Annotated in this window: 25 protein-coding genes; 14 read left to right on the top strand and 11 right to left on the bottom strand. The window is 64.6% G+C overall.

Features of this window, described 5'->3' with window-relative positions; all coding sequences use genetic code 11:
- Window positions 1-90: 90 nt before the first annotated feature.
- On the bottom strand, window positions 91-2,004 hold the full coding sequence (locus LB545_RS04090; RefSeq protein WP_224704479.1) for a DUF4396 domain-containing protein: 1,914 nt from the start codon (window positions 2,002-2,004) through the stop codon (window positions 91-93).
- Between the two features lie 201 nt (window positions 2,005-2,205).
- Here LB545_RS04090 and LB545_RS04085 point away from each other — a divergent pair, with 201 nt between their 5' ends.
- The 4 genes from LB545_RS04085 to LB545_RS04070 all read left to right on the top strand — a co-directional run bounded on the left by LB545_RS04085 (window position 2,206) and on the right by LB545_RS04070 (window position 5,551).
- The gene (locus LB545_RS04085; protein WP_224680503.1) at window positions 2,206-2,610 is read left to right on the top strand and encodes a hypothetical protein; all 405 of its coding nucleotides are present in this window, start codon (window positions 2,206-2,208) and stop codon (window positions 2,608-2,610) included.
- A 393-nt stretch (window positions 2,611-3,003) separates the two neighbouring features.
- On the top strand, window positions 3,004-3,993 hold the full coding sequence (locus tag LB545_RS04080; RefSeq protein ID WP_210239740.1) for an alpha/beta fold hydrolase: 990 nt from the start codon (window positions 3,004-3,006) through the stop codon (window positions 3,991-3,993).
- Window positions 3,994-4,114: 121 nt separating this feature from the next.
- Window positions 4,115-5,092, top strand: a complete 978-nt coding sequence (locus LB545_RS04075) for an alpha/beta fold hydrolase (protein ID WP_224680505.1) — start codon at window positions 4,115-4,117, stop codon at window positions 5,090-5,092.
- A gap of 27 nt (window positions 5,093-5,119) precedes the next feature.
- A complete protein-coding gene (locus LB545_RS04070; RefSeq protein ID WP_140514275.1) occupies window positions 5,120-5,551 on the top strand; it encodes a nuclear transport factor 2 family protein in 432 nt (143 codons plus the stop codon).
- 64 nt (window positions 5,552-5,615) lie between these two features.
- On the opposite strand, the gene LB545_RS04065 is transcribed toward LB545_RS04070, so the two are convergent.
- Window positions 5,616-6,506: a LysR family transcriptional regulator gene (locus tag LB545_RS04065; RefSeq protein WP_224704477.1), complete on the bottom strand. Its 891-nt coding sequence runs from the start codon at window positions 6,504-6,506 to the stop codon at window positions 5,616-5,618.
- Window positions 6,507-6,673: 167 nt separating this feature from the next.
- On the opposite strand from LB545_RS04065, the gene LB545_RS04060 reads away from it, so the two are divergent.
- The 5 genes from LB545_RS04060 (at window position 6,674) to LB545_RS04040 (ending at window position 10,680) form a co-directional block, all read left to right on the top strand.
- Window positions 6,674-7,864, top strand: coding sequence for an MFS transporter (locus LB545_RS04060; RefSeq protein WP_224704474.1), 1,191 nt, complete (start codon window positions 6,674-6,676; stop codon window positions 7,862-7,864).
- Between the two features lie 113 nt (window positions 7,865-7,977).
- Window positions 7,978-8,328 (top strand): cyclophilin-like fold protein, encoded by a 351-nt coding sequence (locus LB545_RS04055; RefSeq protein WP_318012490.1) that lies wholly within the window; start codon window positions 7,978-7,980, stop codon window positions 8,326-8,328.
- A gap of 16 nt (window positions 8,329-8,344) precedes the next feature.
- Window positions 8,345-9,361: a zinc-dependent alcohol dehydrogenase family protein gene (locus LB545_RS04050; protein ID WP_224704473.1), complete on the top strand. Its 1,017-nt coding sequence runs from the start codon at window positions 8,345-8,347 to the stop codon at window positions 9,359-9,361.
- Between the two features lie 56 nt (window positions 9,362-9,417).
- Window positions 9,418-9,876, top strand: a complete 459-nt coding sequence (locus LB545_RS04045) for a cupin domain-containing protein (protein WP_140655238.1) — start codon at window positions 9,418-9,420, stop codon at window positions 9,874-9,876.
- Window positions 9,877-9,903: 27 nt separating this feature from the next.
- Entirely contained in the window at window positions 9,904-10,680 is a 777-nt protein-coding gene (locus LB545_RS04040; protein ID WP_224704472.1) for a carboxymuconolactone decarboxylase family protein, read from the top strand.
- A 159-nt stretch (window positions 10,681-10,839) separates the two neighbouring features.
- Here LB545_RS04040 and LB545_RS04035 read toward each other — a convergent pair whose 3' ends face one another.
- Both LB545_RS04035 and LB545_RS04030 read right to left on the bottom strand, forming a co-directional pair.
- The gene (locus tag LB545_RS04035; protein ID WP_246670963.1) at window positions 10,840-11,397 is read right to left on the bottom strand and encodes a TMEM175 family protein; all 558 of its coding nucleotides are present in this window, start codon (window positions 11,395-11,397) and stop codon (window positions 10,840-10,842) included.
- Window positions 11,398-11,538: 141 nt separating this feature from the next.
- Window positions 11,539-12,240 (bottom strand): GntR family transcriptional regulator, encoded by a 702-nt coding sequence (locus tag LB545_RS04030; RefSeq protein ID WP_181171609.1) that lies wholly within the window; start codon window positions 12,238-12,240, stop codon window positions 11,539-11,541.
- Between the two features lie 218 nt (window positions 12,241-12,458).
- On the opposite strand from LB545_RS04030, the gene LB545_RS04025 reads away from it, so the two are divergent.
- From LB545_RS04025 to ggt, 5 genes are all read left to right on the top strand, one after another.
- Window positions 12,459-13,499, top strand: a complete 1,041-nt coding sequence (locus LB545_RS04025; RefSeq protein ID WP_140514265.1) for an ABC transporter substrate-binding protein — start codon at window positions 12,459-12,461, stop codon at window positions 13,497-13,499.
- Between the two features lie 69 nt (window positions 13,500-13,568).
- Window positions 13,569-14,651: an ABC transporter ATP-binding protein gene (locus tag LB545_RS04020; protein ID WP_140655397.1), complete on the top strand. Its 1,083-nt coding sequence runs from the start codon at window positions 13,569-13,571 to the stop codon at window positions 14,649-14,651.
- Complete coding sequence (locus LB545_RS04015) at window positions 14,651-15,577, top strand: ABC transporter permease (RefSeq protein ID WP_224704471.1); 927 nt, start codon at window positions 14,651-14,653, stop codon at window positions 15,575-15,577. Before LB545_RS04020 ends, LB545_RS04015 begins: the two co-directional genes overlap by 1 nt.
- The gene (locus LB545_RS04010; protein ID WP_224704470.1) at window positions 15,574-16,374 is read left to right on the top strand and encodes an ABC transporter permease; all 801 of its coding nucleotides are present in this window, start codon (window positions 15,574-15,576) and stop codon (window positions 16,372-16,374) included. Before LB545_RS04015 ends, LB545_RS04010 begins: the two co-directional genes overlap by 4 nt.
- A 48-nt stretch (window positions 16,375-16,422) precedes the next feature.
- Complete coding sequence (ggt, locus tag LB545_RS04005) at window positions 16,423-18,009, top strand: gamma-glutamyltransferase (protein WP_140563703.1); 1,587 nt, start codon at window positions 16,423-16,425, stop codon at window positions 18,007-18,009.
- 85 nt (window positions 18,010-18,094) lie between these two features.
- Here ggt and LB545_RS04000 read toward each other — a convergent pair whose 3' ends face one another.
- The 7 genes from LB545_RS04000 to LB545_RS03970 form a co-directional block, all read right to left on the bottom strand.
- Window positions 18,095-19,870, bottom strand: coding sequence for an ABC transporter ATP-binding protein (locus LB545_RS04000; protein ID WP_224704469.1), 1,776 nt, complete (start codon window positions 19,868-19,870; stop codon window positions 18,095-18,097).
- Between the two features lie 163 nt (window positions 19,871-20,033).
- The gene (locus tag LB545_RS03995) at window positions 20,034-20,978 is read right to left on the bottom strand and encodes an acetamidase/formamidase family protein (RefSeq protein ID WP_224704468.1); all 945 of its coding nucleotides are present in this window, start codon (window positions 20,976-20,978) and stop codon (window positions 20,034-20,036) included.
- Window positions 20,968-22,611 carry an ABC transporter substrate-binding protein gene (locus LB545_RS03990; RefSeq protein WP_224704467.1) on the bottom strand — a complete coding sequence of 548 codons (1,644 nt, stop codon included), beginning with the start codon at window positions 22,609-22,611 and terminating at the stop codon, window positions 20,968-20,970. Before LB545_RS03990 ends, LB545_RS03995 begins: the two co-directional genes overlap by 11 nt.
- Window positions 22,612-22,645: 34 nt before the next feature.
- A complete protein-coding gene (locus LB545_RS03985; protein WP_140625241.1) occupies window positions 22,646-23,566 on the bottom strand; it encodes an ABC transporter permease in 921 nt (306 codons plus the stop codon).
- Window positions 23,563-24,471, bottom strand: a complete 909-nt coding sequence (locus tag LB545_RS03980; RefSeq protein ID WP_411971064.1) for an ABC transporter permease — start codon at window positions 24,469-24,471, stop codon at window positions 23,563-23,565. The genes LB545_RS03985 and LB545_RS03980 overlap by 4 nt, the downstream gene beginning before the upstream one ends.
- The gene (locus LB545_RS03975; protein WP_140491561.1) at window positions 24,449-25,066 is read right to left on the bottom strand and encodes an ANTAR domain-containing response regulator; all 618 of its coding nucleotides are present in this window, start codon (window positions 25,064-25,066) and stop codon (window positions 24,449-24,451) included. The genes LB545_RS03980 and LB545_RS03975 overlap by 23 nt, the downstream gene beginning before the upstream one ends.
- Complete coding sequence (locus LB545_RS03970) at window positions 25,063-26,157, bottom strand: transporter substrate-binding protein (protein WP_140763019.1); 1,095 nt, start codon at window positions 26,155-26,157, stop codon at window positions 25,063-25,065. The genes LB545_RS03975 and LB545_RS03970 overlap by 4 nt, the downstream gene beginning before the upstream one ends.
- Between the last annotated feature and the right edge of the window lie 266 nt (window positions 26,158-26,423).

The raw sequence follows: 26,423 nt of genomic DNA, 5'->3' as shown, positions 1-26,423 counted from the left end.
GCCGCTCGGCGTCGAGGCCAACCTCTGGGCAGCCGTCGCCGGGCCGAGTGCGGCGCTGATGCCGCAACAGCGCCAATTCCGGCGCCCGCGTCAGCTGACGTCGATGACGACCATCAGCCCGCCGCCGCCCTTTTGCTCGACATTGTTGTTCGTCGTGTGGTGCGGAATGTGGCAGTGGATGAGCCATTTGCCGGGTCGCCGCGCCGTCCAGACGACATCATAGCGCTGGCCCGGACCGACATTGATGGTGTCGGCGAGGAAGCGGGCCGAAGGGGGAATGCTCTCGCCGTCGCGCGCGACGACCTCGAATGGTCCGCCATGAATGTGCATCGGATGGATGAAGCCGTTGTTGGTGCCGATGAAGCGAACCTTCAGGGTCTCGCCGACCTTCATGCGGATCGTCTCGGTGGAGGGATAGGCCTTGCCGTTGATGGTGAAGAAGTTCGGCATGCCGCCGTCCATCGGCATCGAGGGATAGGTCAGCCCCTCTCGCACCAGCCATTCCTGCAACTCGATGACGTAGTCATGGTCGGCGGCGACCTCATCGGCGGGGTTGGCGGGATCGATGATCAGGGCGCCATAGAGGCCGAGTGCCTGGGTGCGGTCGGGCTTGGCGTGCGGATGGTAGAAATAGGTGCCGTGCTGGGTGGCCGTGAATTCGTAAGAATAGGTCTGCCCCGGCTCGATCGGGGCCTGCGTGATCTCGGCCGGCCCGTCCATCTGGTTGGGCAGGATCAGGCCATGCCAGTGCACGGTCGTTTCCTCAGGCAGATCGTTTGTCACGTTGACCCTAATGCGGTCACCCTGCCGGATGTGGATGCGCGGGCCGGGAATCTGGCCGTTATAGGCATAGGCATCGACCGCGACGTCCGGCAGGATCTGCCAGCGGATCACCGAGGGCCTCAGCTCGAACACCTTCACGCCGTTCTCCATTCGGAACGGCAGATCCTGGTCGCCCTTGGTGGCGAGGTCGTATGAAGCGGTGACGAGGCGCGGATCGGCCGCCGCCATGTCGCGCATGGCGTCGGCCGGGGTGTCGCGGTCCATGATCATGCCCTGCGGCATGATCACCCCGCCGACGTCGCGGGCCGAAAGCCTGAGGTTCAGCCAGTTCGCCGGAGCGGCCATGCCAACACCAAGCGCAATCAGCGACACCACGCCGAGCGCGGCGATCTGCGGCGTGGTCGCGTCCGACCGCGTCTGATGGCCGCCCTTGCTTTTGTGGGAACCCGTGTCGTGGCCATGCTCGCGATGACCATGGCCACCGGCCTGCCGCATTTGCGTCTGCGCATGCTGCCTTCTGGCAGCGGGCTCCTGGTTGTCTTTCCCGGCCTCCGGCGGGCGCTCGGTCATCAGGCCGTGCTTCAACTCGCGCGCAACCAGCCAGACATTGGCGGGGTAGGCAAGCGCGAAACCGGCGATGACGCCGAGCGACATCACGCCCCAGAACAGCAGCTCGGTCGGCTCCATGGCGCGCATGTCGCGGCCCATCATCAGGAAGCTCATGACCGGCGCCATGCCGGCCATCATGAAGTTCATCGAAATGAACTCGGGCAGGAAGCTCTTGCGCACGTTGTCCCAATAGCTGCCGCCCATCATCGATTTCATGAACAGCGACTGGAAGATGAAAAGGCCGAACGCGAAGCCGGCGAGATATTCGACGATGAGATCGAGCCACATCGGCAGGCCGAGCGTGGCGGTGACGACCGCGGCAAGGATGATGCCCGTCGCATCGCCGGCGACACAGTGGATGGTCGAGCCGACGCCCTGCTTCCAGAGCGGACTGGTGAAGGCTTCGTGCTCGCCCGGGCGCGGCTCCTTGTCGGCGAGCACGTAAAGCAGCAGCCCGAGCGGGCCCATATAGAGCGTCACCAGGATGAAGCCCCATTTCATCACTACCGGCTCAGGATTGTTGCGGTACTGGTCAACGCCGACATAGAGCGTCGAGGCCAGGGCGAGCACGAACCAGGCGACCAGAAAATAGTCGATCGGTTGGATAAGCATGGATTCGGCCTCTTTGCGTCGTCAGATAAAACGGCAGGTTGTGCCCTCCTGCGGATGAACGCGGTCGTGGCGGATACGATCCCGTCTGTTCCTCTCATACGCCGACGGCTCGATCCCGCTTGACCTTCCAGCTACTGGAACCTCTAGGGTCAGAGCGAGGTCTTCCGGCGAGGCCTTTCCATCGGGCGCAAGGAGCAAAAAATGCATCGACGCGGTTTTCTGGCGGCAGGCCTGGCGACGGTTCTGGCGAGCCCGCGCGCACTGGCGCAGACGAAGATGGACGACATGTCGATGCCCGGCATGGATATGGGCGGCCATGCCGGCCACGACATGGCCGCGATGAGGCAAGACGCTGTTACCCTGCCCGACGGCCAGGCGTTGCGCGACCTGCCGCTGCTTGCCAACGAAACTGATCGGCCAGGCCTGTTCAAGGCGAGGCTGGCGGCGGAGCCGGCCGTCGCGAGGTTCGCCGAGAGGCTCGACACGCCGATCCTCGCCTATAACTGTGTGAGCCCGGGCCCGCTGATCGAAGCCTTCGAGGGCGACCGCGTGGAGATCACCTTCGCCAACCGCTGCCATTCCAGGTTCCGGCAAAGGGTGAAATGAGAATGGCTGCGACCGCGCCGGCGCGCCCTTTTTTGCAAGACAATCAACCAGCAGGCCGCCAATTGACGAACAGTGTCGCACCGTTGTCTGTTAGCAGGCGACGCCTCCTGGCGCTCACGGGGGAACCTTTCCCGCGCGTGGGGGTTTGGCCGGACGACGCCCGCTGACGGACAAGGTCACGCCGGAGATTCAGGATCATTTCATCCAGCGAAAGAGCCGGATCAGGAAAGCTGTTCGACGGGCGCACGCATCGGATCGCTTCGGCGCTGGAGCAGCTTGGGATCGACTCGAAGCTGAACGAGACAGACGGCGCCGCCGTCGTTCATGAACTGCCGGTCGAGTTCATGGCCAACGTGGCTGGACTGCGTGCAAACGTTAAAGGGACCTACTCGAATGCGGTGCCTCGTCACAGCTATGGCGCTGACCTTTGCCGCGCTCTGCGCCCCCGCACCCGCGCAAGAACAGCAGCACGCAACCTCTGTTGAAACGCAGCAAACCGGCCTGCCACCCGGCTTTGAGGCGCAATTCCAGCACCGCTATATCGACGCGAACGGTACCCGGCTCCACTATGTCATCGGCGGCGGCGCCACCGGCCCGCTCGTGGTACTGCTGCACGGTTGGCCGCAGACCTGGTATACATGGCGGAATGTGATGCCGTCGCTGGCGAAGGCCGGCTACCGCGTCGTCGCCGTCGACTATCGCGGTGCGGGAGAATCCGACAAGCCACTCGCCGGGTATGACAAAGCGACTATGGCCGCCGATATTCGCGCCCTTGTCCACGGGCTCGGCGCGACCAAGGTCGATCTGGTCGGGCGCGACATCGGCGTGATGGTCGCCTATGCCTACGCCGCGCAGTGGCCGGACGAGGTCGCGAGTTTGGTGATGCTCGACGTGCCGATTCCGGCCACCGCCGCATGGAACGAGGCGAAGCACAAGCCCGATCCGGAGCTTTGGCATTTCGGGCTGTTCCAGCAGCGCGACATCGCCGAAATGTTGGTCGCGGGCCACGAATACCCGTTCATCCGGGATTTCTATCTGAAGCGCGCCTACAGGCACGTCGCCGACGAGGACATAGCGGTCTATGCCAGGGCCTACGCCGCTCCAGGAGGGCTTCGTGCCGGCTTCGAGCTCTATCGCGCCTTTCCCGAAGACGAGCGCCGTTTCGCCGAATTTGAGAAACGCAGACTGCCGATGCCTATCCTGGCGCTTGCCGGCGACAAGAGCAACGGCATGACGGAACTCGCCATGGCGAAGGACCTCGGCATCAACGTGCGCGGCGGTGTCGCACCGGACACCGGGCACTGGCTGCCCGACGAAAACCCGGAGTTCCTCACCAAGGAGCTGGTCGCCTTCTTCAGTCAAATCTATCGCGGAGCGAAATAGTGCGGTGATCATCCGCTTTGGACATTCATCGCCCTGATCGTTCCTGAGACAGTCACTCGTTGCGGCCTCCGCCGCCAGCCATTAATAAACTGAGGCTGACACACGAGCACGAGAAGCAGCCGTGAGCGAACCGACACAGCGAATGGTCGAGACCAACGGCATCCGCCTCAACGTCGCGGAGCAGGGCGATGGCCCTTTGGTGCTCTTGTGCCACGGCTTTCCCGAATCCTGGTATTCGTGGCGCCATCAATTGAGTGCGCTCGCGGCGGCGGGCTTTCACGCCGTCGCCCCCGACATGCGGGGCTATGGCAGGAGCGATCGGCCGGAGGCGGTCGAACAGTATACGCTCTTCCATCTGGTCGGCGACATGGTGGGCCTTCTTGACGCCCTCGAAGCGCCGACCGCCATCATCGCCGGCCACGACTGGGGCGCCGTCATCGCCTGGCACGCGGCGCTGATGCGCCCGGATCGGTTTCAAGCCGTCATCGGTCTCAGCGTGCCGTTCCGGCCGCGGGCCAAGGTGCGCCCAACCAGCGTGATGCCGCGAACGACGGACTCGCAATTCTACCAGCTCTATTTCCAGCAACCCGGCATTGCAGAAGCCGAGCTGGAGCGGGACCCCCGGACCACGGTGCGGGCCATGCTTTACGCCGCATCGGGGGATGCCTCGGGCACGAGCGGGGGTGGAATCGGCATGGTTCCACATGATGGAGGTTTCCTGCAAGCCGTCGAGGCACCGCCGGGCCTACCGCCCTGGCTCAGCCAAGGCGACCTCGATTTCTACGCCGGCGAGTTCCAGCGCACCGGTTTCGCGGGAGGTCTCAACTGGTACCGCAACATCGACCGGAACTGGGAGCTGATGGCGCCCTTTGCGGGCGCGCGGATCAAGGTTCCCGCGCTCTATATAGCGGGCGACCGCGATCTGGTGGTCGCCTTCCCCGGAATGGACCAGTTACTGGCCAATCTCGGAAATTTCGTCCCGCAACTCCGCGACAAGTTGATGCTGCCCGGCTGCGGGCACTGGACCCAGCAGGAACGCCCGGACGAGGTCAACGCCGCGATGATCCATTTCCTCCGGAGCGTGCGGGAACAGCGCTGATCCGAGGACACGACCGGAGCGGAAATCATGGAGATGAGCGTAAAGAGATTTTTTGAACGCTATCAGCGGTTTTTCAAGGAGTCGCTTGGCGGCGGCATGGATATGGATGAGGCCGCGTCGCTCTACACGTCGGAGTTCATAGCCGCCTCGCCTGCCGGCGTCGTGACCGGAAAGAACGACGATCAACTCAAGCAAGTCATGGCTCAGGGCTATGCTCACTACCGGGCGATCGGAACGAAAGAGATGCGGATACGCGACATCGGCATCTCGCCGATCGACGAGCATCATTGCGTTGCCCATGTTGCGTGGACCGCGACCTATGCCCGCGAGGGCCAAGCGGACGTCGGGATAGATTTCGACGTTCACTACCTTGTCCGGAAACTCGACGGGGAGCCGAAGATATTCGGATGGGTGGCGGGCGATGAGCAGGCGCTGTTAAGGAAGCACGGCATCATCTGAGGTCCGCCGCTCCCATTCCCGGTTGTGCTCAGCCCCCTCCTCGGCTTCTGTGTGGTGGCCATCATTAGCTGTGTTTTCGAAGCGCGTCGACAATGACCTTGAAGGCCGGCGAGTTCTGGCGACTGCTTGGATAGTATAGGTAATAGCCGGCGAATTTCGGCGCCCAATCGTCGAGCACGAGTTGCAGCCGGCCGGCGGCAACATGCGCCGTGACCAGATCCTCGGGCACATAGGCAAGCCCGTAGCCGGCAATGGCGGCGTCGACCATCGGCAGGGTCGAGTTGAACACGAGTTGGCCATCGACGCGCACACGCAGAGCCTGGCCGGCCTTCTGGAATTCCCAGGCATAGAGGCCACCGGCGCTGGTCATGCGCAGGTTGATGCAATTGTGGCCGATCAGGTCTTGCGGCGCCTTCGGCACGCCACGTCCGGCGATGTAGGCCGGCGAGCCTACGGCAACAAGTCGCCAGTCCGGCCCGATGCGCACGGCGATCATGTCCTTCTCCACGCTTTCGCCAAGCCGCACGCCAGCATCGAAACCATCCTCGACAATGTTGCGCAATCCGTTGTCCCGGCTGAATTCGAGCTTGATGTCGGGATAGTCGGCAAGGACAGGCCGCAGTTTCGGCCAGACCAGCTGCTCGAGCGCATGATCGGAGACGGTGATGCGCACGGTCCCCGAGGGTTTGTCGCGATAGGCCGTCAGCGCCGCGATGTCGGTTTCGATATCGACGATGCGCGGTGCCAGGGATTGACGCAACCGCTCCCCCGCCTCGGTCGTCGAGACACTGCGCGTCGTTCGCGCCAGCAGCCGCAGGCCCAGGCGCGTTTCGAGCCGCTTGATGGTGTGGCTGAGGGTCGATTGAGTAATACCGATCTTGGCGGCGGCCTTGGTGAAACTGCGCTCCTCGGCCACCATCAGGAACCACAGAAGATCGTTGAAGTTTTCGCGCATGGCCTTCTGCCCCGCTGAATACGGCCCGACGTTATTTATGGCCTGCATCGATAAGTTCAAGCGACTTTCAGCCGCTAATCATTCCAATAGTCCGGCGCTATCTCCTGTCGCGAACAGGCCGCCGATGCGTTTTCCGGCGGCCGGCTTTTTGTGCGTGGTGACGGCTGATGGAAACGACTTACGACGACAGGCTGGTGAAGCCTCGGGCAGCATGGGGTGCGGTGTTCTCGATGACGCTTTGCGTCGCCGTCCTTATCGCTTCCGAGTTCATGCCGGTGAGCTTGCTGACGCCGATCGCCGACGGGCTCGGCATCACCGAAGGCCGGGCGGGACAGGCGATCTCGGTCTCCGGCATCTTCGCGGTCGTCACCAGCCTGTTCATCGCTGGCCTGACGCGGCATATCGACCGCAAGCTGGTGCTGACGTCGTTCTCGCTGCTGCTCGCCGTGTCCGGCCTGGTGGTGACCTTTGCGCCCAACTATGCCGTGCTGATGATCGGCCGCGCCTTGCTCGGCATTGCCATCGGCGGTTTCTGGTCGATGTCCACCGCGATCGTGATGCGCCTCGTGCCGGAGGACTCCGTGCCCGAGGGCCTGGCGATGATCAACGCCGGCAACGCCGTCGCGGCAACCATATCGGCGCCGCTCGGAAGCCTGCTCGGCGATTATGTCGGCTGGCGCGGCGCGTTCTTCCTCGTGGTGCCGTTGGCCCTCTTTGCCCTTGCCTGGCAAAGCCTCAGCCTGCCTGCGCTGCCGCCACGCGGCCGCAAGGCGTCGGGCAATGTCTTCCGGCTGCTGCTGCGCCGTCAGGTCGCGCTCGGCATGGCCTCGATCCTGTTGCTCTTCATGGGCCAGTTCGCGCTCTTCACCTATCTCAGGCCTTTCCTGGAAACCGTGACCGGTGTCGGCGTTTCGGCGCTCTCGGCGATCCTGCTCGTGATGGGACTAGCAGGCGTCGCCGGCACCTGGACCATAGGCCGGCTGCTCAAGACGCGGCTCTACAGCATCGTCATCATCATTCCGCTGGCCATGGCGCTGCTGGCCGTCGCATTGATCGTGCTTGGATCGATGCCGATGGCCGTCACCGCGTTGCTCGTCGGCTGGGGCTTTTTCGGAACCGCGGCGCCGGTCGGCTGGGGCACCTGGCTGAGCCGCGCGCTGCGCGACGATGCCGAAGCCGGCGGCGGCTTGCAGGTTGCCGTCATCCAGTTCGCCATCACGCTCGGGGCGGCGGGCGGCGGCCTGCTGCTGGACACGCTCGGCTGGCGAAGCCCCTTCGCACTCGGCGCGGTGCTGCTTGTGGGATCCGCGCTGGCCGCGGCGGCAGCCGCCCATGATCATGGCAAGGACGCGCCATGACACGCAGCCACATGACGCGCCGCACCGCAGTTGCCGCCGCACTGGCAGCCGCGTTCGCGCCCTCCGCCGCGCCAGGCCAAGCCCGCGGAACGGACGGACAGGAGAAATCGTTGATGAGGATTGCTATTGAAGTGGACGCGATGCGCCTGACGGCCTCCCTGTTCGACAATCCGAGCGCGCAGGATTTCGCCGCGATGCTGCCGCTGGACCTGACACTGGAAGACTACGCATCCGTCGAGAAGATCGGCTACCTGCCGCGCAAATTGCGGATCGAGGGCAGCGGCCCGTTCGACAGTGAGGCCATCGGCGACATCGCCTACTACGCGCCCTGGGGCAATCTCATCTTCTTTTATGGCCCCTACCGGTATTCGCGCGGCCTGATCCGGCTCGGCCGGCTCGACAGCGGTATCGCGCCGCTGCTGCGCGGCGGACGCTTCAACATACGCATAGAACGCCTGACATAGGCTCAAGGAGAAAACCATGCTCGGAACAGTTCTCTACGGTGCCGGCGACATCCGCTGCGAGGAAGTGGCGGAGCCCGAAATCCTTCATCCCACCGACGCCATCCTCAAGCTCTCGGCCACCTGCATCTGCGGCTCCGACCTGTGGCCCTATCGCGGGCTCCAGCCGCTGAACGAACCGATGCATATGGGCCACGAATATTGCGGCGTGGTGGTGGAAGTGGGCAGCGCGGTGAGAGCGGTGAAGCCCGGCCAGTTCGTCGTCGGCTCGTTCTGCACCTCCGACAACACCTGCCCGCATTGCCGCTTCGGCTTCCCCTCGTCCTGCGAGCAGCGCGAGTTCATGAGCCGGGCGCAGGCGCCGATGCTGCGCGTGCCGCTTGCCGACGGCACGCTGGTCGCCACCCCCGGCATGCCCGAGGACGATCTGATCCCGAGCCTGCTGGCGGCATCGGATGTGCTTGGCACCGGCTGGTATGCCGCCGACGCCGCGCGCGTCGAGCCCGGCGCGACCGCGGTCGTCGTGGGTGACGGCGCGGTCGGGCTGATGGGCGTGCTCGTGGCCAAGCAGATGGGCGCGGAGCGCATCATCGCCATGAGCCGCCACAAGACGCGCCAGGATCTCGCGCTCGAATTCGGCGCCACCGATATCATTTCGGAGCGCGGCGATGACGGCGTGGCGCGGATCAAGGATCTGACCCGCGGCGTCGGCGCGGAATCCGTGCTGGAATGCGTCGGCACGCAGGAATCCATGATGCAGGCGATCAACTGTGCCCGCCCCGGCGGCTCGATCGGCTTCGTCGGCGTGCCGCATGGCGTCCAGCTCGACGGCCAGGGCCTCTTCTTCGCCCAGAAGAGCCTGCTCGGCGGCCCCGCGCCCGTGCGCCGTTTTCTTCCGCATCTGATGGATCTGGTGCTGGAGCGCAAGATCAATCCCGGCAAGGTCTTCGACCTGACCCTGCCGCTGGCCGATGTCGCCGAGGGCTATCGCACCATGGATGAGAGGCGGGCGATCAAGACGCTGCTTCGTCTGTAAGCGCCGCGCTGGGTTCAGCCCACAAATGCAGGGGAGCAAACCTCAAGGAGACCAAAATGAAGAAAATCCTGACAGCAGCGGCCGCGAGTGTGGCGGGAACCATGCCCGTCCAAGCGCAGGGGATCGAAATCCGGACAAACGGCAGCACGCCGGCGGTGATCGGAGCGGCAGAAAACTTTACCGGGCAAGCGGTCGTCACTGCGCTGTTTCCCGCCACCGAGATAACGCGCGCAAGCACAGGGCTGGTGAACTTTGCTCCCGGAGCGCGCACCGTCTGGCACACCCATCCTGCCGGTCAATTGCTGATCGTCACATCAGGCCAAGGCTGGATTCGCGAAGACGGCAAGGAGGCCCGCGTCATCAATCCAGGCGACGTCGTCTGGATTCCCGCCGGGGTGAAGCACTGGCATGGCGCGACCGCCACCAGCCCGATGGCCCATATCGCGTTGAGCTACATGCATGACGGCAAGAATGTCGACTGGCTGGAGCCTGTCTCCGACGAGCAATACCGCTGACCGTACGCAGGAACGAAAGGCATCATCATGAAACCTTCAACCATTCTCGCACTCGCTTTGTCGATGGGGGCTGCCGACGCTGCGGCGCAGACGGGGTCGCAGACCGGCAGCCTGCCTCCAGAGGATTTGCAGGCCGTCTCGCCCGCCCTTGCGCGCTATGCGACGGACAAGCTTGCCGATGACGTTTGGAAGCGCCCCGGCCTGTCGCGGCGCGATCGCAGCATCGTCACCATCGCGGCGGTGGTCACCCGGAACCAGGGCATACTCCTGCCGGAGCAGTTGAGCCTCGCCCTCGACAGTGGCGTGAAGCCGGCCGAGATCTCGGAGATGATCACGCATCTTGCCTTCTATGCCGGGTGGGGCAACGCGATGGCAGCCACGGCGATCGTCAAAGCGGTGTTCGAGGCACGCGGCATCGGGCCGGACCAGCTCCCCAAGGCTGTCGTCGATTTGCTGCCGCTCGACGAAAAGGCGGAGGCCGATCGTGCCGCACGGGTCGAGCAAGGCACGGGACCGGCGTCGCCGGGCCTGGTGCGCGACACGACGGAAGTGCTGTTTCGCGACCTGTGGCTGCGTCCCGACCTCGCGCCGCGCGACCGCAGCCTGGTGACGGTCAGCGCACTGGTCGCCGCCGGTCAGGTGGAGCAGATTCCCTACCATCTCAACAGGGCCATGGATAATGGACTGACGCGCGCCGAGGCCTCGGAGGTGATCAGTCATCTCGCCTATTACGCGGGATGGCCAAACGCTTTCTCGGCAGCCCCGGTCGCACGCTCCGTATTCGAGAAGCGCTCCGCCGACTGACCGTTTTCGACCGTAACGACCCTGCCGTTCGAGCCGCGCGGCCTGACGCGGCCAAGTGGCGATGCGGCGAGCATCTGGAGAACTGCCCAGCGCAAATTCAGGGCGGTCTGGCGGATCGAGGCCGAAAGCCGACGCGGGCGGTATGACCTGACATTGCGCTCAGCCGGCGCGCGATCCCGGCGCTTCCGGCCGGAGATAGACCGTCAGGCAGCAGCAACAGATCGCCAGTCCGGCGATCGGGTATTTCAGGGCGACGACCGCCGCCAAGCCGAAAAGGCACAGCGTCACCATCGAGCGGATGCGCATGACCTTGCGCACCTTGAGCGGAACGGTGTCGGCCGGCATCGGGTCGATGAGTTCCCGGATCAGGAGAATGTAGGTCAGGTTCACCAGGAAGAAGACGACCGCGTAGAACGCCACCGGCTGCGGGGCCAGCTCGCTGACCGCCATCCACGCGGTTGCCAACGGCAGCAGCGACACCGAAAACAGGTGCGCGAAATTGTACCACATCAGGCTGGTCGTCGCCGCCGTGGCGTGGCGCAGGAGATGATGGTGATTCGCCCAGACGATGGCGATGAAGAGATAGCTCACGCCGTAGCTCAGCCATGTCGGCCACAAGGCCAGCAACGCGGTGAAGGTCGGCACCTCCGGTGGACGCAGGTCAAGCACGAGCACGGTGATAAGGACGGCGAACACGCCATCCGAAAATGCGCTCAATCGCTCAAGCCCTGTCGAGGGAAGCACCTGGAGTGTCCTTGTCGAGGTTCGTCCGGCCTATGGTAGCATCGCCACCCGCAATATCCATGGCTGCCCAGTCGAGATCGCTAACGCGTTGCTTCGCGCCAAGTCCAACCCCGCTCACGACGCCTTGGCCAGAAAGCTCTGGTAATCCGATTTGGCCTGCAGCAGGCGCAGCACGTTCTCGCGCGAGCCGCGCACATGGGCGCGCGCCAGGGCGCCGGCGCGCTTGGCGTCGCCGGCGCAGATCGCCTCGACAATCTCGGCATGCTCGTCGCGGGCGATCTTCCATTCGTCGAGCCACAGCAGTTCCGTCCAGACATAGTGCTGGCATTTGTCGAGGATGCCGCACAGCATGCCGTGCAGCATGGCATTGCCGCTGATTTCGGCGATGACGCGGTGCAGGTCGATGCCGACTTCAAGCTCCTGGAATTTTTCCCTTGTGGTTCGCTCCGCAATGGCGGCCAGCCTCTCGCATTCGGCCAGCATGACGCGCAGCCGCGCCTTGTCTTTCTCGGTGGCCGCAGCCGCCGCCAGTTCGGTGGCGTGGCCGTCGAGCAGTTCGCGGATGTCGAAGGCCTCGCGGAACATGTTTATGTCGAACTCGGTGACGGCGTAGCCCTGCCGCGGCCGGCCGGTGACCAACCCGTCGCGCTCGAGGCGGTTGAAGGCCTCGCGCACGGGCGTGCGGCTGACATTCAGCTTTGCCGCAATGTCGCTCTCGGTGACGCGCGCGCCCGGCGGGATCTGGCCGGTCACGATCATTGCCTTGAGCGCGGAATAGACCGAGTCGCGCAGCGTGTTTTTTGTTTCCTTGGCCAAGTTCCGTATCCAGTCTCCGGTCCGTGCCGGAAATCGATGTGTTTCGCGCGTAGCTGTATTCAAAATCGGCGCGTTTTGCCATTCCCCGGCCCCGGGTCGGTGGCCCCAAGGCCCCGCCGAGCGGTGTTGACTTCGCTGATCCCCGAGCTACACTCAAAATTGTATACAAAATCGCATGCGAAATCAAAAACAATGGGAACACCGGTTGGAGAACCGAAATGAACAGTACCAAAGGCATTAGCGTCGTTGCCATAGCGGGCCTTATGGCAACGGTCACGGCGCCCGCCGCGGCAGGCGACACCATTACCGTCGCCTCATGGGGCGGCACCTATCAGGAGGCGCAGGCCAAGGCCTTCTTCAAGCCGACCGCCGATGCGCTCGGCATCACCATCAAGGAAGACACCACCAACGGCCTCGATGACGTGCGCCTGCAGGTGACAGGCAACGCGGTGAAGTGGGACATCACCGAGCTCGGCGCCGACGAATGCGCGCGCGGCTCGAAGGAAGGGCTTTTCGAAAAGCTCGACTACAACCTCATCGACAAGAGCGGCATCAATCCCAAGCTCGTGCATGACGACTGGGTCGGCATCTCCTACACCTCCGTGGTACTCGTCTACCGGACCGACGTATTCGGTGACAAAGGCCCCAAGACCTGGGCCGACTTCTGGAATGTGGAGAAGTTTCCCGGACGGCGCGCACTGAGCAGCAGCCAGGCGACGGAGACGCTTAGCGTTGCAGCCCTCGCCGAAGGCATTCCGATCGACAAGGTCTATCCTGTCGACATCGACGGCGCGCTGAAATCGGTCGACAAGATCCGTGGCCATGTCGATGCCTGGTGGACTTCCGGCGCGCAGGCCATGCAACTGGTGAAGGACGGCGAGGTCGACATGGCAAGCATCTGGAACGGCCGCGCCGGCACCTTGAAGAAGGAAGGCGCGCCGGTCAGCTTCTCCTTCGACCAGGGCGTACTCACCGCCGACTGCATGGTCATTCCCAAGGGCGCCAAGAACAAGGAGGTCGCGATGAAGGCGCTGGCGATGTTCGTCAGTCCGCAATTGCAGGCCAATCTGCCGCTTTATGTCGACAACGGACCGGTCAACGAGAAGGCGTTCGAGACCGGGAAGATCCCGCCGGAGCGGATCAAGGACATCAACTCGTCGCCTGAGAACGTCAAGAAGCAGGTGCTGCAGGACGCCGAGTTCTGGCGCGACAACCTCGTCGAGGCGACGGAGAAGTTCAACAATCTGATCCAGCAATAGACCGGAAACCCTGACATTGCGGGGCCGCCTGGCCCTGCTTCTTGGAGTCCTGCCTAGGAGAAAACAATCTTGTCCATTGCGCCATCCGCGCTGCCGATCGGCATGCGCGCGATAGAGAAACGTTTTGGCTCCGTATCGGTGCTGCGCGACCTCAATCTCGACGTCGCGGCCGGCGAATTCCTGACGTTGCTCGGCCCTTCCGGCTCCGGAAAGACGACGCTGCTGATGATCCTGGCGGGATTCGTCAGGGCCAATGCCGGCTCAATCAAGGTCGGCGACGAGGAGATCATCACCACGCCGCCGCACAGGCGCAATATCGGCATGGTGTTCCAGAACTATGCCCTGTTCCCGCATATGAACGTCTTCCACAACATCGCCTTTCCGCTGAAGCAGCGCCGCGTTCCGGCCGCCGAGACGGTGGAACGCGTCGAGAAAGCGCTGGAGCTGGTGAAGTTGCAGGGCCTCGGCGAACGGCGCGTCGACCAGCTCTCCGGTGGCCAGCGCCAGCGCGTGGCGCTGGCGCGCGCCATCGTGTTCGAGCCGCGCATCGTGCTGATGGACGAGCCGCTGTCGGCGTTGGACAAGGGCCTGCGCGAGCACATGCAGATCGAACTGCGCGCCCTGCATCGGCGGCTTGGCATGACGACTGTCTATGTCACGCACGACCAGCGCGAGGCGATCACCATGTCGGATCGTATCGCCGTCATGAATGCCGGGCGCATCGAGCAGCTCGACAAGCCCGAAATTCTCTACGCCGCGCCGCGCACCCGGTTCGTCGCCGGCTTCATCGGGGAATCGAATTTCATTCCCGTCGAATGCCGCAGCGGTTCGGTCTGGTACGAGGACAGGCAAATCCACACCGCGGCGCCGGCGCCGGCATCGGGCCAGCAGCTGATGGTGGTGCGGCCGGAAAAGCTGCGGCTGCTGTCAAATGCAGAGCCGGCCAAGGGCGTCAACGTGCTCAGCGCGACTCGCAGTGACGTGATTTATCAGGGCGACAGCTTCGTCTGCTACGCCGTGCTGCGCGACGGCAGGCAGCTGACATTGCGCGACTATTGCCGCAGCGACGTGCTGGCCAGGTTGCCGGCCGCCGGGCAGCCGATCGCGCTTGGCCTCGATGCGCAGGATACGATCCTGGTGGCGGCGGACTGATGAGCGTGCAAACCGCCACGATGGACGAGGCAATTGGCGCCATGACCCAGGACCTGAACGCGCATGCGTTGCGCGCCGATGCGCGGCGCGAGCAGTTTCGGCTGTTGGCGCTGCTGTCGCCAAGCCTGTTCCTCGTCTTTGCCATCATCATCGTGCCGATCGGCTGGCTGTTCTGGCTGTCGCTGTTCGACGAGGCCGGCGTCTTGAGCGCGGCCAACTATGCGCGCTTTTTCGAGCAGGCCTCCTACATCAAGACCTTCCTCACCACCTTCAAGGTCGCCTTCATCGTCACCGCCGCTTGCGTGCTGCTGGGCTATCCCTTGGCTTATATGCTGTCGCAATTGCCGCGCCGGGCGGCGTCGATCTGCCTGATCTTCGTCATCCTGCCGTTCTGGACATCGGTGCTGGTGCGCACCTATGCCTGGCTGGTGATCCTGCAGCGCAAGGGGCTGATCAACAGCTGGCTGATCTACCTCGGAGTCATCAGCCAGCCGCTGCCGCTGGCCAACAATTTTTCCGGCGTCGTCATCGGCATGACGCATATATTGCTGCCGTTCCTGGTGCTGCCGCTCTACGCCTCGATGAAGACCATCGACACCGACTGCCTGCGCGCCGGGATGAACCTGGGCGCCGGCCCCGTCGCCACCTTCCGGCAGATCTTCTTTCCGCTGTCGCTGCCCGGCCTCGCCTCGGGCGTGGTCATCGTCTTCGTGCTGTGCCTCGGTTTTTTCGTCACGCCGGCGCTGATGGGCGGCGGCAAGGTTGTCATGTGGGCGATGCGCATGGAACAGACCACCAGTCTCTATTCCAACTGGGGCGCCGGCGCGGCGCTCGGCGTCGTGCTGCTCGCGGTCACGCTGGCGCTGCTCGGCCTGTTCCAGTGGCTGCTCGGCGCGCGCGCCACAGGTGTGTGGAGTTCGCGATGAGTGGAGATGTCGGCCTGCCGATCTCGCACCGGCAACGTCTGTGGCTCTATACGCTGGGCGGCCTCGTGCTGCTGTTCCTGATCGCGCCGTCGGTCATCATCGTCATCATGTCGTTTTCGGATTCGACGCTGCTGCAGTTTCCGCCCCAGCAATGGTCGCTGCGCTGGTACCAGACCTACTTCCAGTCGCCGGAGTGGCGCGACGCGACGGTCGTCTCGGTCAAGGTGGCCGTTATGACAGCGCTGGTGGCGACGCCGCTCGGCACGGCCGCCGCCTACGCCATCAATCGCGGCACGCTGCGCTTCAACGGCAGCATCAACGCACTGATGACGGCATCGCTGATCGTACCTGTGATCCTGATCGGCATCGGCACTTTCTTCCTCTACGCGCGCATCGGGCTGAACAACACGCTGACCGGCCTGGTCATCGCGCATACGGTGCAGGCGCTGCCGCTGGTGGTGCTGACGGTGCTTTCGGGCCTGCGCTCCTACGACATGAACCAGGAGCGCGTGGCGCGCAGCCTGGGCGCCGGACGCGTAGCCGCCTTCTGGCAAGTTACCATGCCGCAGATCCGCTTCTCGATCGTCTCGGGCGCGCTGTTTGCCTTCATCACCTCCTTCGACGAAGTGGTGGTTTCGCTGTTCATCTCGGGCGGCGAGACGACGACCTTGACGCGCCGCATGTTCAACGCCCTGCGCGACCAGATAGACCCGACGATCGCTGCCATCTCGACCTGCCTGATCGTGCTGTCGGTCGTGCTCTTGTCGGTGGCGCAGATCTTCGGCAGACGGCATTGATTTCACCGGACCAATTGGCTTCAAGTGACCAGGAGATATTCGGACAGAATGCGTGATTTCCAGTTTCCCGGCCGCTCGCCGGTCCGTGCCACCGAAGCGATCGCCGCGACCTCGCATCCGCTTTCGACGCTTGCAGCCATTGACATGCTGCGCGCCGGCGGCAATGCCATGGACGCCGCTGTCTGCGCCGCCGCCGTGCAGGGCGTGGTCGAGCCGCAATCGACCGGCATAGGCGGCGACTGCTTTGTCCTCTATTGCCCCGCGGGGCAGGGACACGTGCTGGCTTTCAATGGCTCCGGCCGGGCGCCCGCCAAGGCGACCGTGGACTGGTATCGCGACAAAGGCTTCAGCGAACTTCCCAAACAGGGGCCGCATGCCGTGACCGTGCCCGGCGCGATCGACGCCTGGTGCAGGCTGCTGGAAGACCATGGCAGCAAGGACCTTGCAGAGGTGTTGGCGCCGGCGATCAACTATGCCGAGAACGGCTATGTCGTGCATGACCGCGTCGCCTTCGACTGGGCCGAACCGGAGACCGACCTGTCGGCCGACGAGCACGCCGCGCGCATTTTCCTGCCGGGCGGCGAGGCGCCCAGGGCCGGCGACGTGCACCGGCAGCCGGAGCTTGCCGCCACCTTACGCATCATTGCCAGGCATGGCCGCGCCGGGTTCTATGAAGGCACCGTGGCCGACGACATTGTGAGCCGGCTCAGGGCGTTGGGCGGACTGCATTCGCTTGAGGATTTCGCTTCGACCAAGGGCGATTATGTAGCGCCGGTCAGCGTCTCCTATGGCGGCCACGAGATCCACCAGATGCCGCCGAACAATCAGGGGCTGACGGCGCTCGTGATGCTGAATGTGCTGTCGGGGCTCAGGCTCGGCGAGCTCGACCCCGGCGGCGCCGAGCGCCTGCACTTGGAGATCGAAGCGGGGCGGTTGGCCTACCGCGACCGCGACCGTTTCCTCGGCGACCAGGACCATGTGCCGGTGCCGGTAAAAGAGCTTCTGTCGGCCGCCTATGCCGAGCGGCTGCGCGCCGAGATCGACCGCCAGCGTGCCATGACGCACCTGCCGGATGTGCAGCTGCCCGGCAGCGACACGGTCTACATCTCCATCGTCGACCGCGACCGCAACGCGGTCTCCTTCATCAACTCGACCTATTATTCCTTCGGCAGCGGCGTCGTCGGCCCGAAGACCGGCGTGGTGCTGCAGAACCGCGGCTCGAGCTTCCGCCTCGACCCGGCGCATCCGAACGCCATCGCGCCCGGCAAGCGGCCGATGCACACGATCATGCCCGGCATGGCGACGCGAAACGGCCGCGTGGTGATGCCGTTCGGCGTCATGGGCGGCGGCTACCAGCCGTTCGGCCACGTCCATCTTTTGACCAACATGCTCGACTTCGGCATGGATCCGCAGCAGGCGCTCGATGCGCCGCGAGTGTTCTACAATGACGGCATGGTGGAGGCCGAGCGCGGTGTTCCCGCTGATGCGATCGAAGGCCTGCGCCGCCGCGGCCATGCCATCACCCAGCCGCACCACCCGCTCGGCGGCGGCCAGGCGGTGCTGATCGACTGGGAAAAGGGAACGCTGACCGGGGCGTCGGACCCACGCAAGGACGGAATGGCGCTTGGGTATTGATGGGATCGGGACAGCCGTCGCGGCCCGGATATGGCTGCAGTTGCCACAGGAAGCGTCGGCGCCGCCCCACATGAGCAGCATACCCTCACCCCGCCACCAGGTGACCGCCTCCGACATCGCTCAGCGCCAGCCTCTGCGGGCTCTCGCCCAGCCTCCGCGTCGCACTCGGAATCTCCTGGTCCAGCCTTGCGAACCGGCTCCTGCGCTTCGCCGGATCGGGCACCGGCACAGCTTCGATCAGCCGCCTGGTGTAAGGGTGGCGCGGGTTGGAGAAAACCTGGTCGCGCGTGCCCATCTCGACGATCTGGCCGAGATACATGACGGCGACGCGGTCGGAGATGTTTTCGACTACGGCCATATCATGGGAGATGAAGAGGTAGGCGACGCCGAATTCGCGCTGCAATTCCTTCAACAGGTCGAGCACGCGCGCCTGCACGGAAACGTCGAGGGCCGAAACGCTTTCGTCGGCGATGATCAGCTTCGGCCTGAGCGCCAGGGCACGGGCGATGCAGACGCGCTGGCGCTGGCCGCCGGAGAATTCGTGGGGATAGAGCTCCATCTGGCCGGCCGACAGGCCGACACGCTCGAATAATGCCGCCACCCGCTCCCTGCGCTCCTCCTTCAAAGCGACGCCATGGATGACCAGCGGCTCGGCGACGAGATCGCCGACGCGCATGCGCGGGTCGAGCGAAGCGTAGGGGTCCTGGAAGATCATCTGCACGTCGCGGCGCACCGCCTTGCGCTCGTCGCGGCCGAGGCCCGACAGGTTGCGTCCGCCGATGACGATGTCGCCGGTATAAGGCACCAGTCCGGCCAGCGCCTTGGCGGTGGTCGACTTGCCGCAGCCGGATTCGCCCACCAGCGCCAGCGTTTCGTTGGGCGCGATCGAAAAGCTGACGCCTTCGACGGCATGGACGCGCCGGTTGACCCGGCCGAAGAAGCCGCCACGCAGGTCGAACCGGACATGCAGATCGGTGACATCGGCGACGTTCGCCGGCGCAACCGGCTCGGCAATCTCTTTCGATTTCTGGCGGCCGGCGCCAGTGCCGATGCGCGGCACGGCGGCGAGCAGCTCGCGTGTGTACTCGGCTTGCGGCCTGGCGAAAATGTCCGATGTCTTGCCTTCCTCGACCATGCGGCCATGCCGCATGATGATGACGCGGTCGGCCATTTCGGCGACCACGCCCATGTCGTGGGTGATGAGGATGACGCTGGTGCCGTGCTGGCGCTGCAGGTCGCGCAGCAGTTCCAGAACCTCGCCCTGCACGGTGACGTCGAGCGCAGTCGTCGGCTCGTCGGCGATCAGCACGTCGGGTTCCAGCGCCAGCGCCATGGCGATCATCACCCGCTGGCGCATACCGCCGGACAGCTCATGCGGAAACTGTTTCAGCCGGCTTTCGGCTTCCGAAATGCGCACTGCCTTCAACGCCTCGCTGGCGCGGCTTCGGGCCTCGGCGGGCGAGAGGCTGGTATGCGCCTCGATGGATTCGGTGAGCTGGCGGCCGATCGACAGCACCGGGTTCAGCGAGGTCATCGGCTCCTGGAAGATCATGGCGATGCGGTCGCCGCGGATGCGGCGCATCCGGCGCTCGTCGAGCGCTGTGAGATCGGTGTCGCCCGCATCCCCGCCAAGAAGGCGGATCGTGCCCGAAGATATGCGCGCGGCGGGCCGCGGCAGTAGTTGCATGATCGCCAGCGCGGTCATCGATTTGCCGGAGCCGGATTCGCCGGCGATGCAGAGCGTCTCGCCGCGTGAAAGCGTCAGAGAGAGGTTGGAGACGACGTCGCGCTCGCCGTCCTCGCCACGCACGGAGACGGAGAGATTGGCGATGTCGAGAATGGTTTCGGTGGCGGAGATCATTGCAGACGCAAACCTGCAAGGGATTTATTCTGTGGCGCCCCCCACCCGGACCTTCGGTCCGACCTCCCCACAAGGGGGAGGTAGGGCGCCGGTTTTTTACCCTCCTCCTTGTGGGAAGGGTCGCTGCGAAGCAGCGGGGTGGGGGTGCAGCGCCGACCGAATATCATTCGAACACGCAGCGCGGGAAGTAGAACGACACCACCCAGTTCGGCATGTCGACGATCTCGCTGATCCTGAGATCGCCACAGACCGAGGCCAGCATATAGGCCTCGACCGGATCGATCTGGTAACGGCCGGCGAGCAGGTCGATCATCTGGGCGACCGCCTCTTTCGCGCCGGTCATCAGGTCCGGGCCGATGCCCGTGGTCACCTCGTAACCCTTGGTGTCGAGGTGGCGCGTCACCGGGCCGGGCGTGGTGAAGCGCGGCATCTTCAGCCTGACGTCCTTGACAAGGTCGAGCTTGAGCACGACGTCCATCGGGCTTTCGATCGCCGTGCCGCAGACCTCGCCATCGCCCTGCGCGGCATGCGTGTCGCCGACCGAAAACAGCGCGCCGGCCACCTCCACCGGCAGATAGAGCGTTGTGCCGGCGGCGAGGTCGCGAATGTCCAGATTGCCGCCGACGCGGCGGGGCGGCACCACCGAGTGATGGCCCATCTCGCCCGGCGCGTTGCCGATGGTGCCGGCGAAGGGTTTCAGCGGCACGCGGCCGTTCTTGCCGAACAAGGCCGGCTCCAGCGAGGCGGCATCGTATTTCCAGATGTTGAGCGCCGGCTGCTTGAAGTCGTCGGCGAGCAGGCCGAAACCTGGAATGTTCGCCGTCCAGCCGAAGCCGGACGGTTTGAACATCTCGATCGTCACCTTCAGCGCGTCGCCCGGCTCGGCGCCCTCGACGAAGATCGGCCCGGTGACAGGGTTGATCCCGGCGAAGTCGAGCTTGGCGATGTCGGCGACGGTGCTGTCGGGCTTGAGCTGGCCACCGGAGGAATCGAGGCACTGAAACTCGATGGTCGAGCCGGGCGCCACGCGCTGCGCCGGGGCAAAGGAATTGTCCCAGCCGAAATGGTGATGGCGTCCGTGGATGGTGTAGTCGCAGTTATTGCACATCTTTTACGTACACATTGTCGTAGTTGATCGGGATATGGACCGGGTCGACATAGAGGTTGTCGGCGCCGCCCATGCGCGCGGACTTCATGGTGAAGCGCTGCTCGTTGAAGACCGGCGCCCAGGGCGCGTCCTCCATCACCTTGTCGTAGATGGCGCTCCACATCTTGTCGCGCTCGGCGGCTTTAGCCGGGTCGACCACCGAGTCGGCCTCGGCCGCCTTGGCGTCGAGGTCCTTGTTGCAATACCACGACCAGTTCCAGCCGCCAGGCACCGCGCCAGCACAGCCGAGGATCGGACCGTAGAAGTTCGATGGGTCCGGGAAGTCGGCGATCCAGGCCATGCCGCCGGACCAGATCATCGGCGCGCCGGCCTTGTCGCCGCCGGCGGCGATGACGTTTGCCTGGGCGAGCGACTGGATGCTGGCCTTGATGCCGATCGCCGCGAGGTCCTGCTGGATCGCCTGCGCGATGCGCGGATTGGGATCGGTGTTCATGGCGAAAAGCTGCGTCTCGAAGCCGTCGGGATGGCCGGCTTCGGCCAGCAGCGCCTTGGCTTTGGCGACGTCATAGGGATAGCCCTTGTACGCCTTGTCGTAGCCCGGCATCGAGGGCGGCAGCGGCTGGTTGGCCGGCACGGCACGGTTGTTGATGATCTGGACGACACGCGCCTTGTTGATCGCCATGTTGACCGCCTGGCGCACCTTCACATTGTCGAACGGCGCCATGGTGGTGTTCATGGTGACGTAGCCGGTGTGCAGCTGCCCGCCCTCGACGACGCGCGCCTTCTGCTCGGGATCGGCCATCACCTCCTGGAACTTGGCCGGCGGAATGCCATCGCCGGGCACGTCGATCTCGCCCTTCTGAAGGCGCAGCAGCGCCACGATCGGCTCTTGGCCGATCTCGAAGGTGATCTTGTCCAGATGCGGCAGTCCCTTGTGCCAGTAGTCCGCGTTGCGCTCGAAGACGATGCGCTGGCCGAGCGTCCACTCGGCGAGCTTGAAGGCGCCGGTGCCGACCGGATGCTTGCCGAAATCGGCGCCGTATTTCTCGACCTCTTCCTTCGGCACGACATGCGAGAAGTTGATGGCCATGACATGCAGGAAGGTGGCGTCGGGCCGGGTCAGCTCGAACTTGACGGTATAGGGATCGACGACGGTGACGCCGGACAGGCTTTCGGCCTTGCCGGCGGCGACATCGTCATAGCCCTTGATCGAGCCGAAGAAGCCGGCGCCGGGGCTCTGCGTCTTCGGATTGGTGACGCGGTCGAGCGAGTATTTCACGTCGTCGGCGATCATCTCGCGGCCATTGTGGAATTTCACACCATGGCGCAGCTTGAAGGTGAAGGTCTTGCCGTCGGGCGAAATCTCGTAGCTTTCGGCGAGGTCGGGCTTGAGATTGGTGGTGCCCGGCTCGTAGTCCATCATCCCGTCGAACAGGCTCTTGATCATCGACCAGTTCTGCCAGTCATAGCCGATCGCCGGATCGAGGGTCGCGACATCGTCCTTGTAGGTGATGGTGATGGCGCCGCCCTGCTTGGCGTTGGGATCGATAGTGTCCTCGGCGCGGGCGCTGGTCATGCCGAGCATCAGCGCCAGCGCCGATGCGGCCACGGTTGATGCGAGAAGCTTTTTCATTGTTATGTTCCCTTTCTCTGTTGGTTTTCTGGTTTCATCTGAGCTTGATGCGGGGATCGATGAACGGGGCGATGATGTCGGCCAAGAGATTGCCGAGCACGATGGCGAAGGCCGACACCAGCGTGACGCCCATGATGATCGGAATGTCGACGCGCTGGATCGCCTGCCAGGCGAGCTGGCCGATGCCTGGCCAGCCGAACACGCTTTCGACCACCACGATGCCGCCCATGAAGATGCCGATATCGATGCCGATCATGGCGATGACCGGCAGGATGGCGTTGGGGAGCGCATGGCGGAACAGGATGGCGCGGCGGGCCAGGCCCTTGGCGCGGGCGGTGCGCACATAATCCTGGCGCAGCACGTCGATCATCGAGGAGCGCATCATGCGCGCGTACCAGCCGGCGCCGAGAATGCCCATGGTTAGCGAGGGCAGCACCAGATGGCGCCAGGTGCCGTAGCCGCCGATCGGGAACCAGCCCAGCCGCACGGCGAACACGTAGAGCAAAAGCAGGCCGACGACGAATTGCGGCGCCGAGACGCCGACGAAGGAGGCGACCATCAGCGTCTGGTCGGTGGCGGTGCCGCGCTTGACGGCGGCGATCAGGCCCATGCTGAGCCCGATCAGCAATTCGCACAGGATGGCGCCGACCATCAGGAGCAGGCTCGCCGGCAGCCGCGAGACGATAAGCTCGGTGACCTCGGAGCGCTGGATGTAGGAGCGGCCGAGATCGCCGCTGGCGAGCTTCGTGAGATAGTGCCAGTACTGGACGACGAAGGGCTGGTCGAGGCCGAGCTGCTGGCGGATGTTCTCGACCGTCTGCGGCGTGGCGCTGCGGCCGGCGATCTGGCGCACCGGGTCGGCAGGCAGCAAATAAAGCAGCGCGAAGGTGATCAGCGAGACGCCGAGCAGGATGAGCAGCGACTGGATCAGGCGGCGGCCGAGATAGGAGATCATGCCCGGCCCCTTTGCGTCGGATCGAGGATATCGCGCAGCGCGTCGCCGATCAGGTTGAAGGCCAGCGCCAGCGCCAGGATCGCCGCACCCGGGAAGAACACCAGCCAGGGTGCCGCCTGGAAGTAGGTCTGGTTCTCGAAGATGATGTTGCCCCAGGAGGCCGTCGGCGGCTGCACGCCGATGCCGAGGAAGGAGAGCGTCGCTTCCAGCAGCACCGTGGTGGAGATGCCGAGCGTGCCCCAGACGATGATGGTGGGCAGAAGATGCGGCAGGATGTGGCGAAACAGGATGCGCGGCGCGCTCGCCCCGATGGTGCGTTCGGCATCGATGAACTCGCGTTCGGCGAGCGAAGAGGTTTCGGTGTAGATGACGCGCGCGGTCTGCACCCAGTTGACCAGCGCGATGACCAGAGCGACGATCCAGAGACTTGGCTCGAACACTGCCGCCAGGCAAATGGCGAGCAGCAGCGCCGGAAACGCCATCATCAGATCGGTGAAGCGCATGAGAGCGCTGCCGATCCAGCCGCGGAAATAACCCGCCGTGACGCCGACTAGCGTGCCGATCAACAGCGCCACGCCATTGGCGGCGATGCCGATGATCAGCGAGGTGCGGGCGCCGTAGAGAATGCGGGTCAACAGGTCGCGGCCGAGCAGATCGGTGCCCAGCCAGAATTTTGCGCCGGGCGGCAAGGGCGAGCCTTCCAACGTCAGCCCGTCGAACATCTGCTCATTCGGGTCATAGCCGGTCAGCCATGGCGCGAGGATCGCGCCGGCAAGGACGATGGCGACGATGAACAGACCGAGCAGCGCCAGGCGGCGTTTGACCAGCCGGCGCCAGACGCCGGCGCGCGACTTGACCGGCATGCGTGCGGCCGCCGGGAGGTCAGGCGCGATAGGAGTGGTCATCGCCGCCTTCCTCACCCGTTACTTCCTCATTGGTCATTGCCACGATGCGGCGCGCCGCATCCTCGACACTGATCTGCCAGCTCATCGCCAGCGAGCGCAGCTGCGCGTAGGCGCGATCGTCGTCGGCGCCTTTCGACAGTGCCGCGACGGCGCGCACGATGGTCTGGCGCTCGGCGACACGCTGACGCAGCGAGGCGATCTCGCCGGCCAAATGTTTTCGCGCCTCGAAACTCTGCCTTGCGATCAGCAGCGCGCTGTAGACGCCGGCAGTGCCGACCGGCTTCAGGAGCTGCGCATCGGCCTTGTGCGAGAGAGCCCATTCGATGCGGCCGGGCGCCTCCGAACCGATCAGCGCCACCAGCGGCATCGGCGCCTCGCCGGCCTTCCACGGGAATTGCTCGTCGAAACCGAGATCGGCGTCGAAGAACACGAAATCGGCGGCCAGCGCTTCAGGCGGCAGTTCGGGCCAGCAGTCGACGGTGACCAGGCCGATGGCGGACAACTGCCTGGTGATGGCCTGCACGGTCGGGTGCGGGCGATGCAGGATGAATGCCCTGGCGCCGCCGAGATTCGGGATGCGCGATGGCCTGGTCACGACACCACCCTCAGGCGCGGCCGGCCGAATGTCGTGGCGGGGTCGTAGCGTGACAGGTACGGATCGGGCGCGACCTCGTGCTGCCGGCTGACGACCTCGAAGAAGCCGTCGGCGATCCGGCCGATGATTACCGGCAGCGTTGCGTGCTGGGAATGAGCGTCGATAGCAATCGGGCCGAGCCGGGTGGAGAAGCGCCGTTCGGCGAAGGCCTTGGAAAATTCCGCCGGACCGGCGTCGGGATCACGCGAGAGCACGTCGGCCATCACTTGCACGGAGGCATAGGCGGAGGCCTCGAAAGACGAGGCGAAGGCCGCCGGGCGAGGCGCGAAATACGGCCCGACCGACAAATGCCCCTTGCCGGTTTCGCCGATCGCCGGCAGCTCACCCTCGGTGAGGTTGCAGGAGATGATCGGGCACACCTCGGGGCTGAAGGCCGGGTCCTCAACGCCCAGGTCGCGGTAGGCCGCCAGGAAGGCGTAGGAGGAGGTGCCGATCAGGTTGTTGAGGACGAAGTTCGGCCGCGTCGCCCGGATCTCGGCGATCAGCCGTGACACGTCGGTCTCGCCGATACGAAGATAGCGCTCGCCCAAGACCTTGCCGCCGGCATCCGCGATCAGGTCGCGCGCAACGCGGTTCATCTCCCAGCCCCAGATGTAGTTCGAGCCGAGCAGGAAGCCGTTGGCGCCGAAGCGGGGCACGACATGGGCCATCAGCGGCACCAGATGCTGGTTTGGACAAGCGTGCATGTAGACGACGTGCTCGTTGGCCTCGAAGCCTTCATAGGGGCAGGCGTACCAGAGCATGCCGCCGGCTTTTTCCAGCACCGGAATGGTCTCCTTGCGGCTCCAGGAGGTGACGCAGCCGACCACGTGGCGGGCGCTGCTGGTCTTGAAGATGTCCTCGCACAGCGTCGCGTAGCGATCGGCATTGCTCTGTGGGTCACGCTCGACGGGCACCAGTTCGATACCCGAGCCGCGGTCGGCATTGATGTCGGCGATGGCGCGCATGGCGCCCATCCGGCACGCATCGGAGACGAGCTGATAGCTTCCCGAGCGGGAATAGAGGATGCCGATCTCGATACGCCGTTTCAAACAGATCCCCAAAATAACAATGCCCCGCAGCCACCGCCGGAGGGCGAGGCATACGAGGCATTCTTGCCGCCCGGCGATCAGGGCCGGTATTTTCAGCCTAAACTATTCCGTGCCACCACGCAGTCAAGCGGGAAAGTGGGTAGTGTCTCAGTTTGAAATTAGACGCCGCGCTTGTCGCGATCCTAGCCAAACTCCTATGGAAAAGCGGCGCGATTGAAAAGAACATGTGACCTTTTGGACCGGTCGGAATCAGGCCGCCTTGCGCC

This window comes from Mesorhizobium sp. BR1-1-6 (assembly GCF_020165355.1).
Classification (GTDB): domain Bacteria; phylum Pseudomonadota; class Alphaproteobacteria; order Rhizobiales; family Rhizobiaceae; genus Mesorhizobium.
The sequence above is the reverse complement of the archived record's forward strand: the minus strand, read 5'-3'. Positions and strand labels throughout refer to the sequence as shown.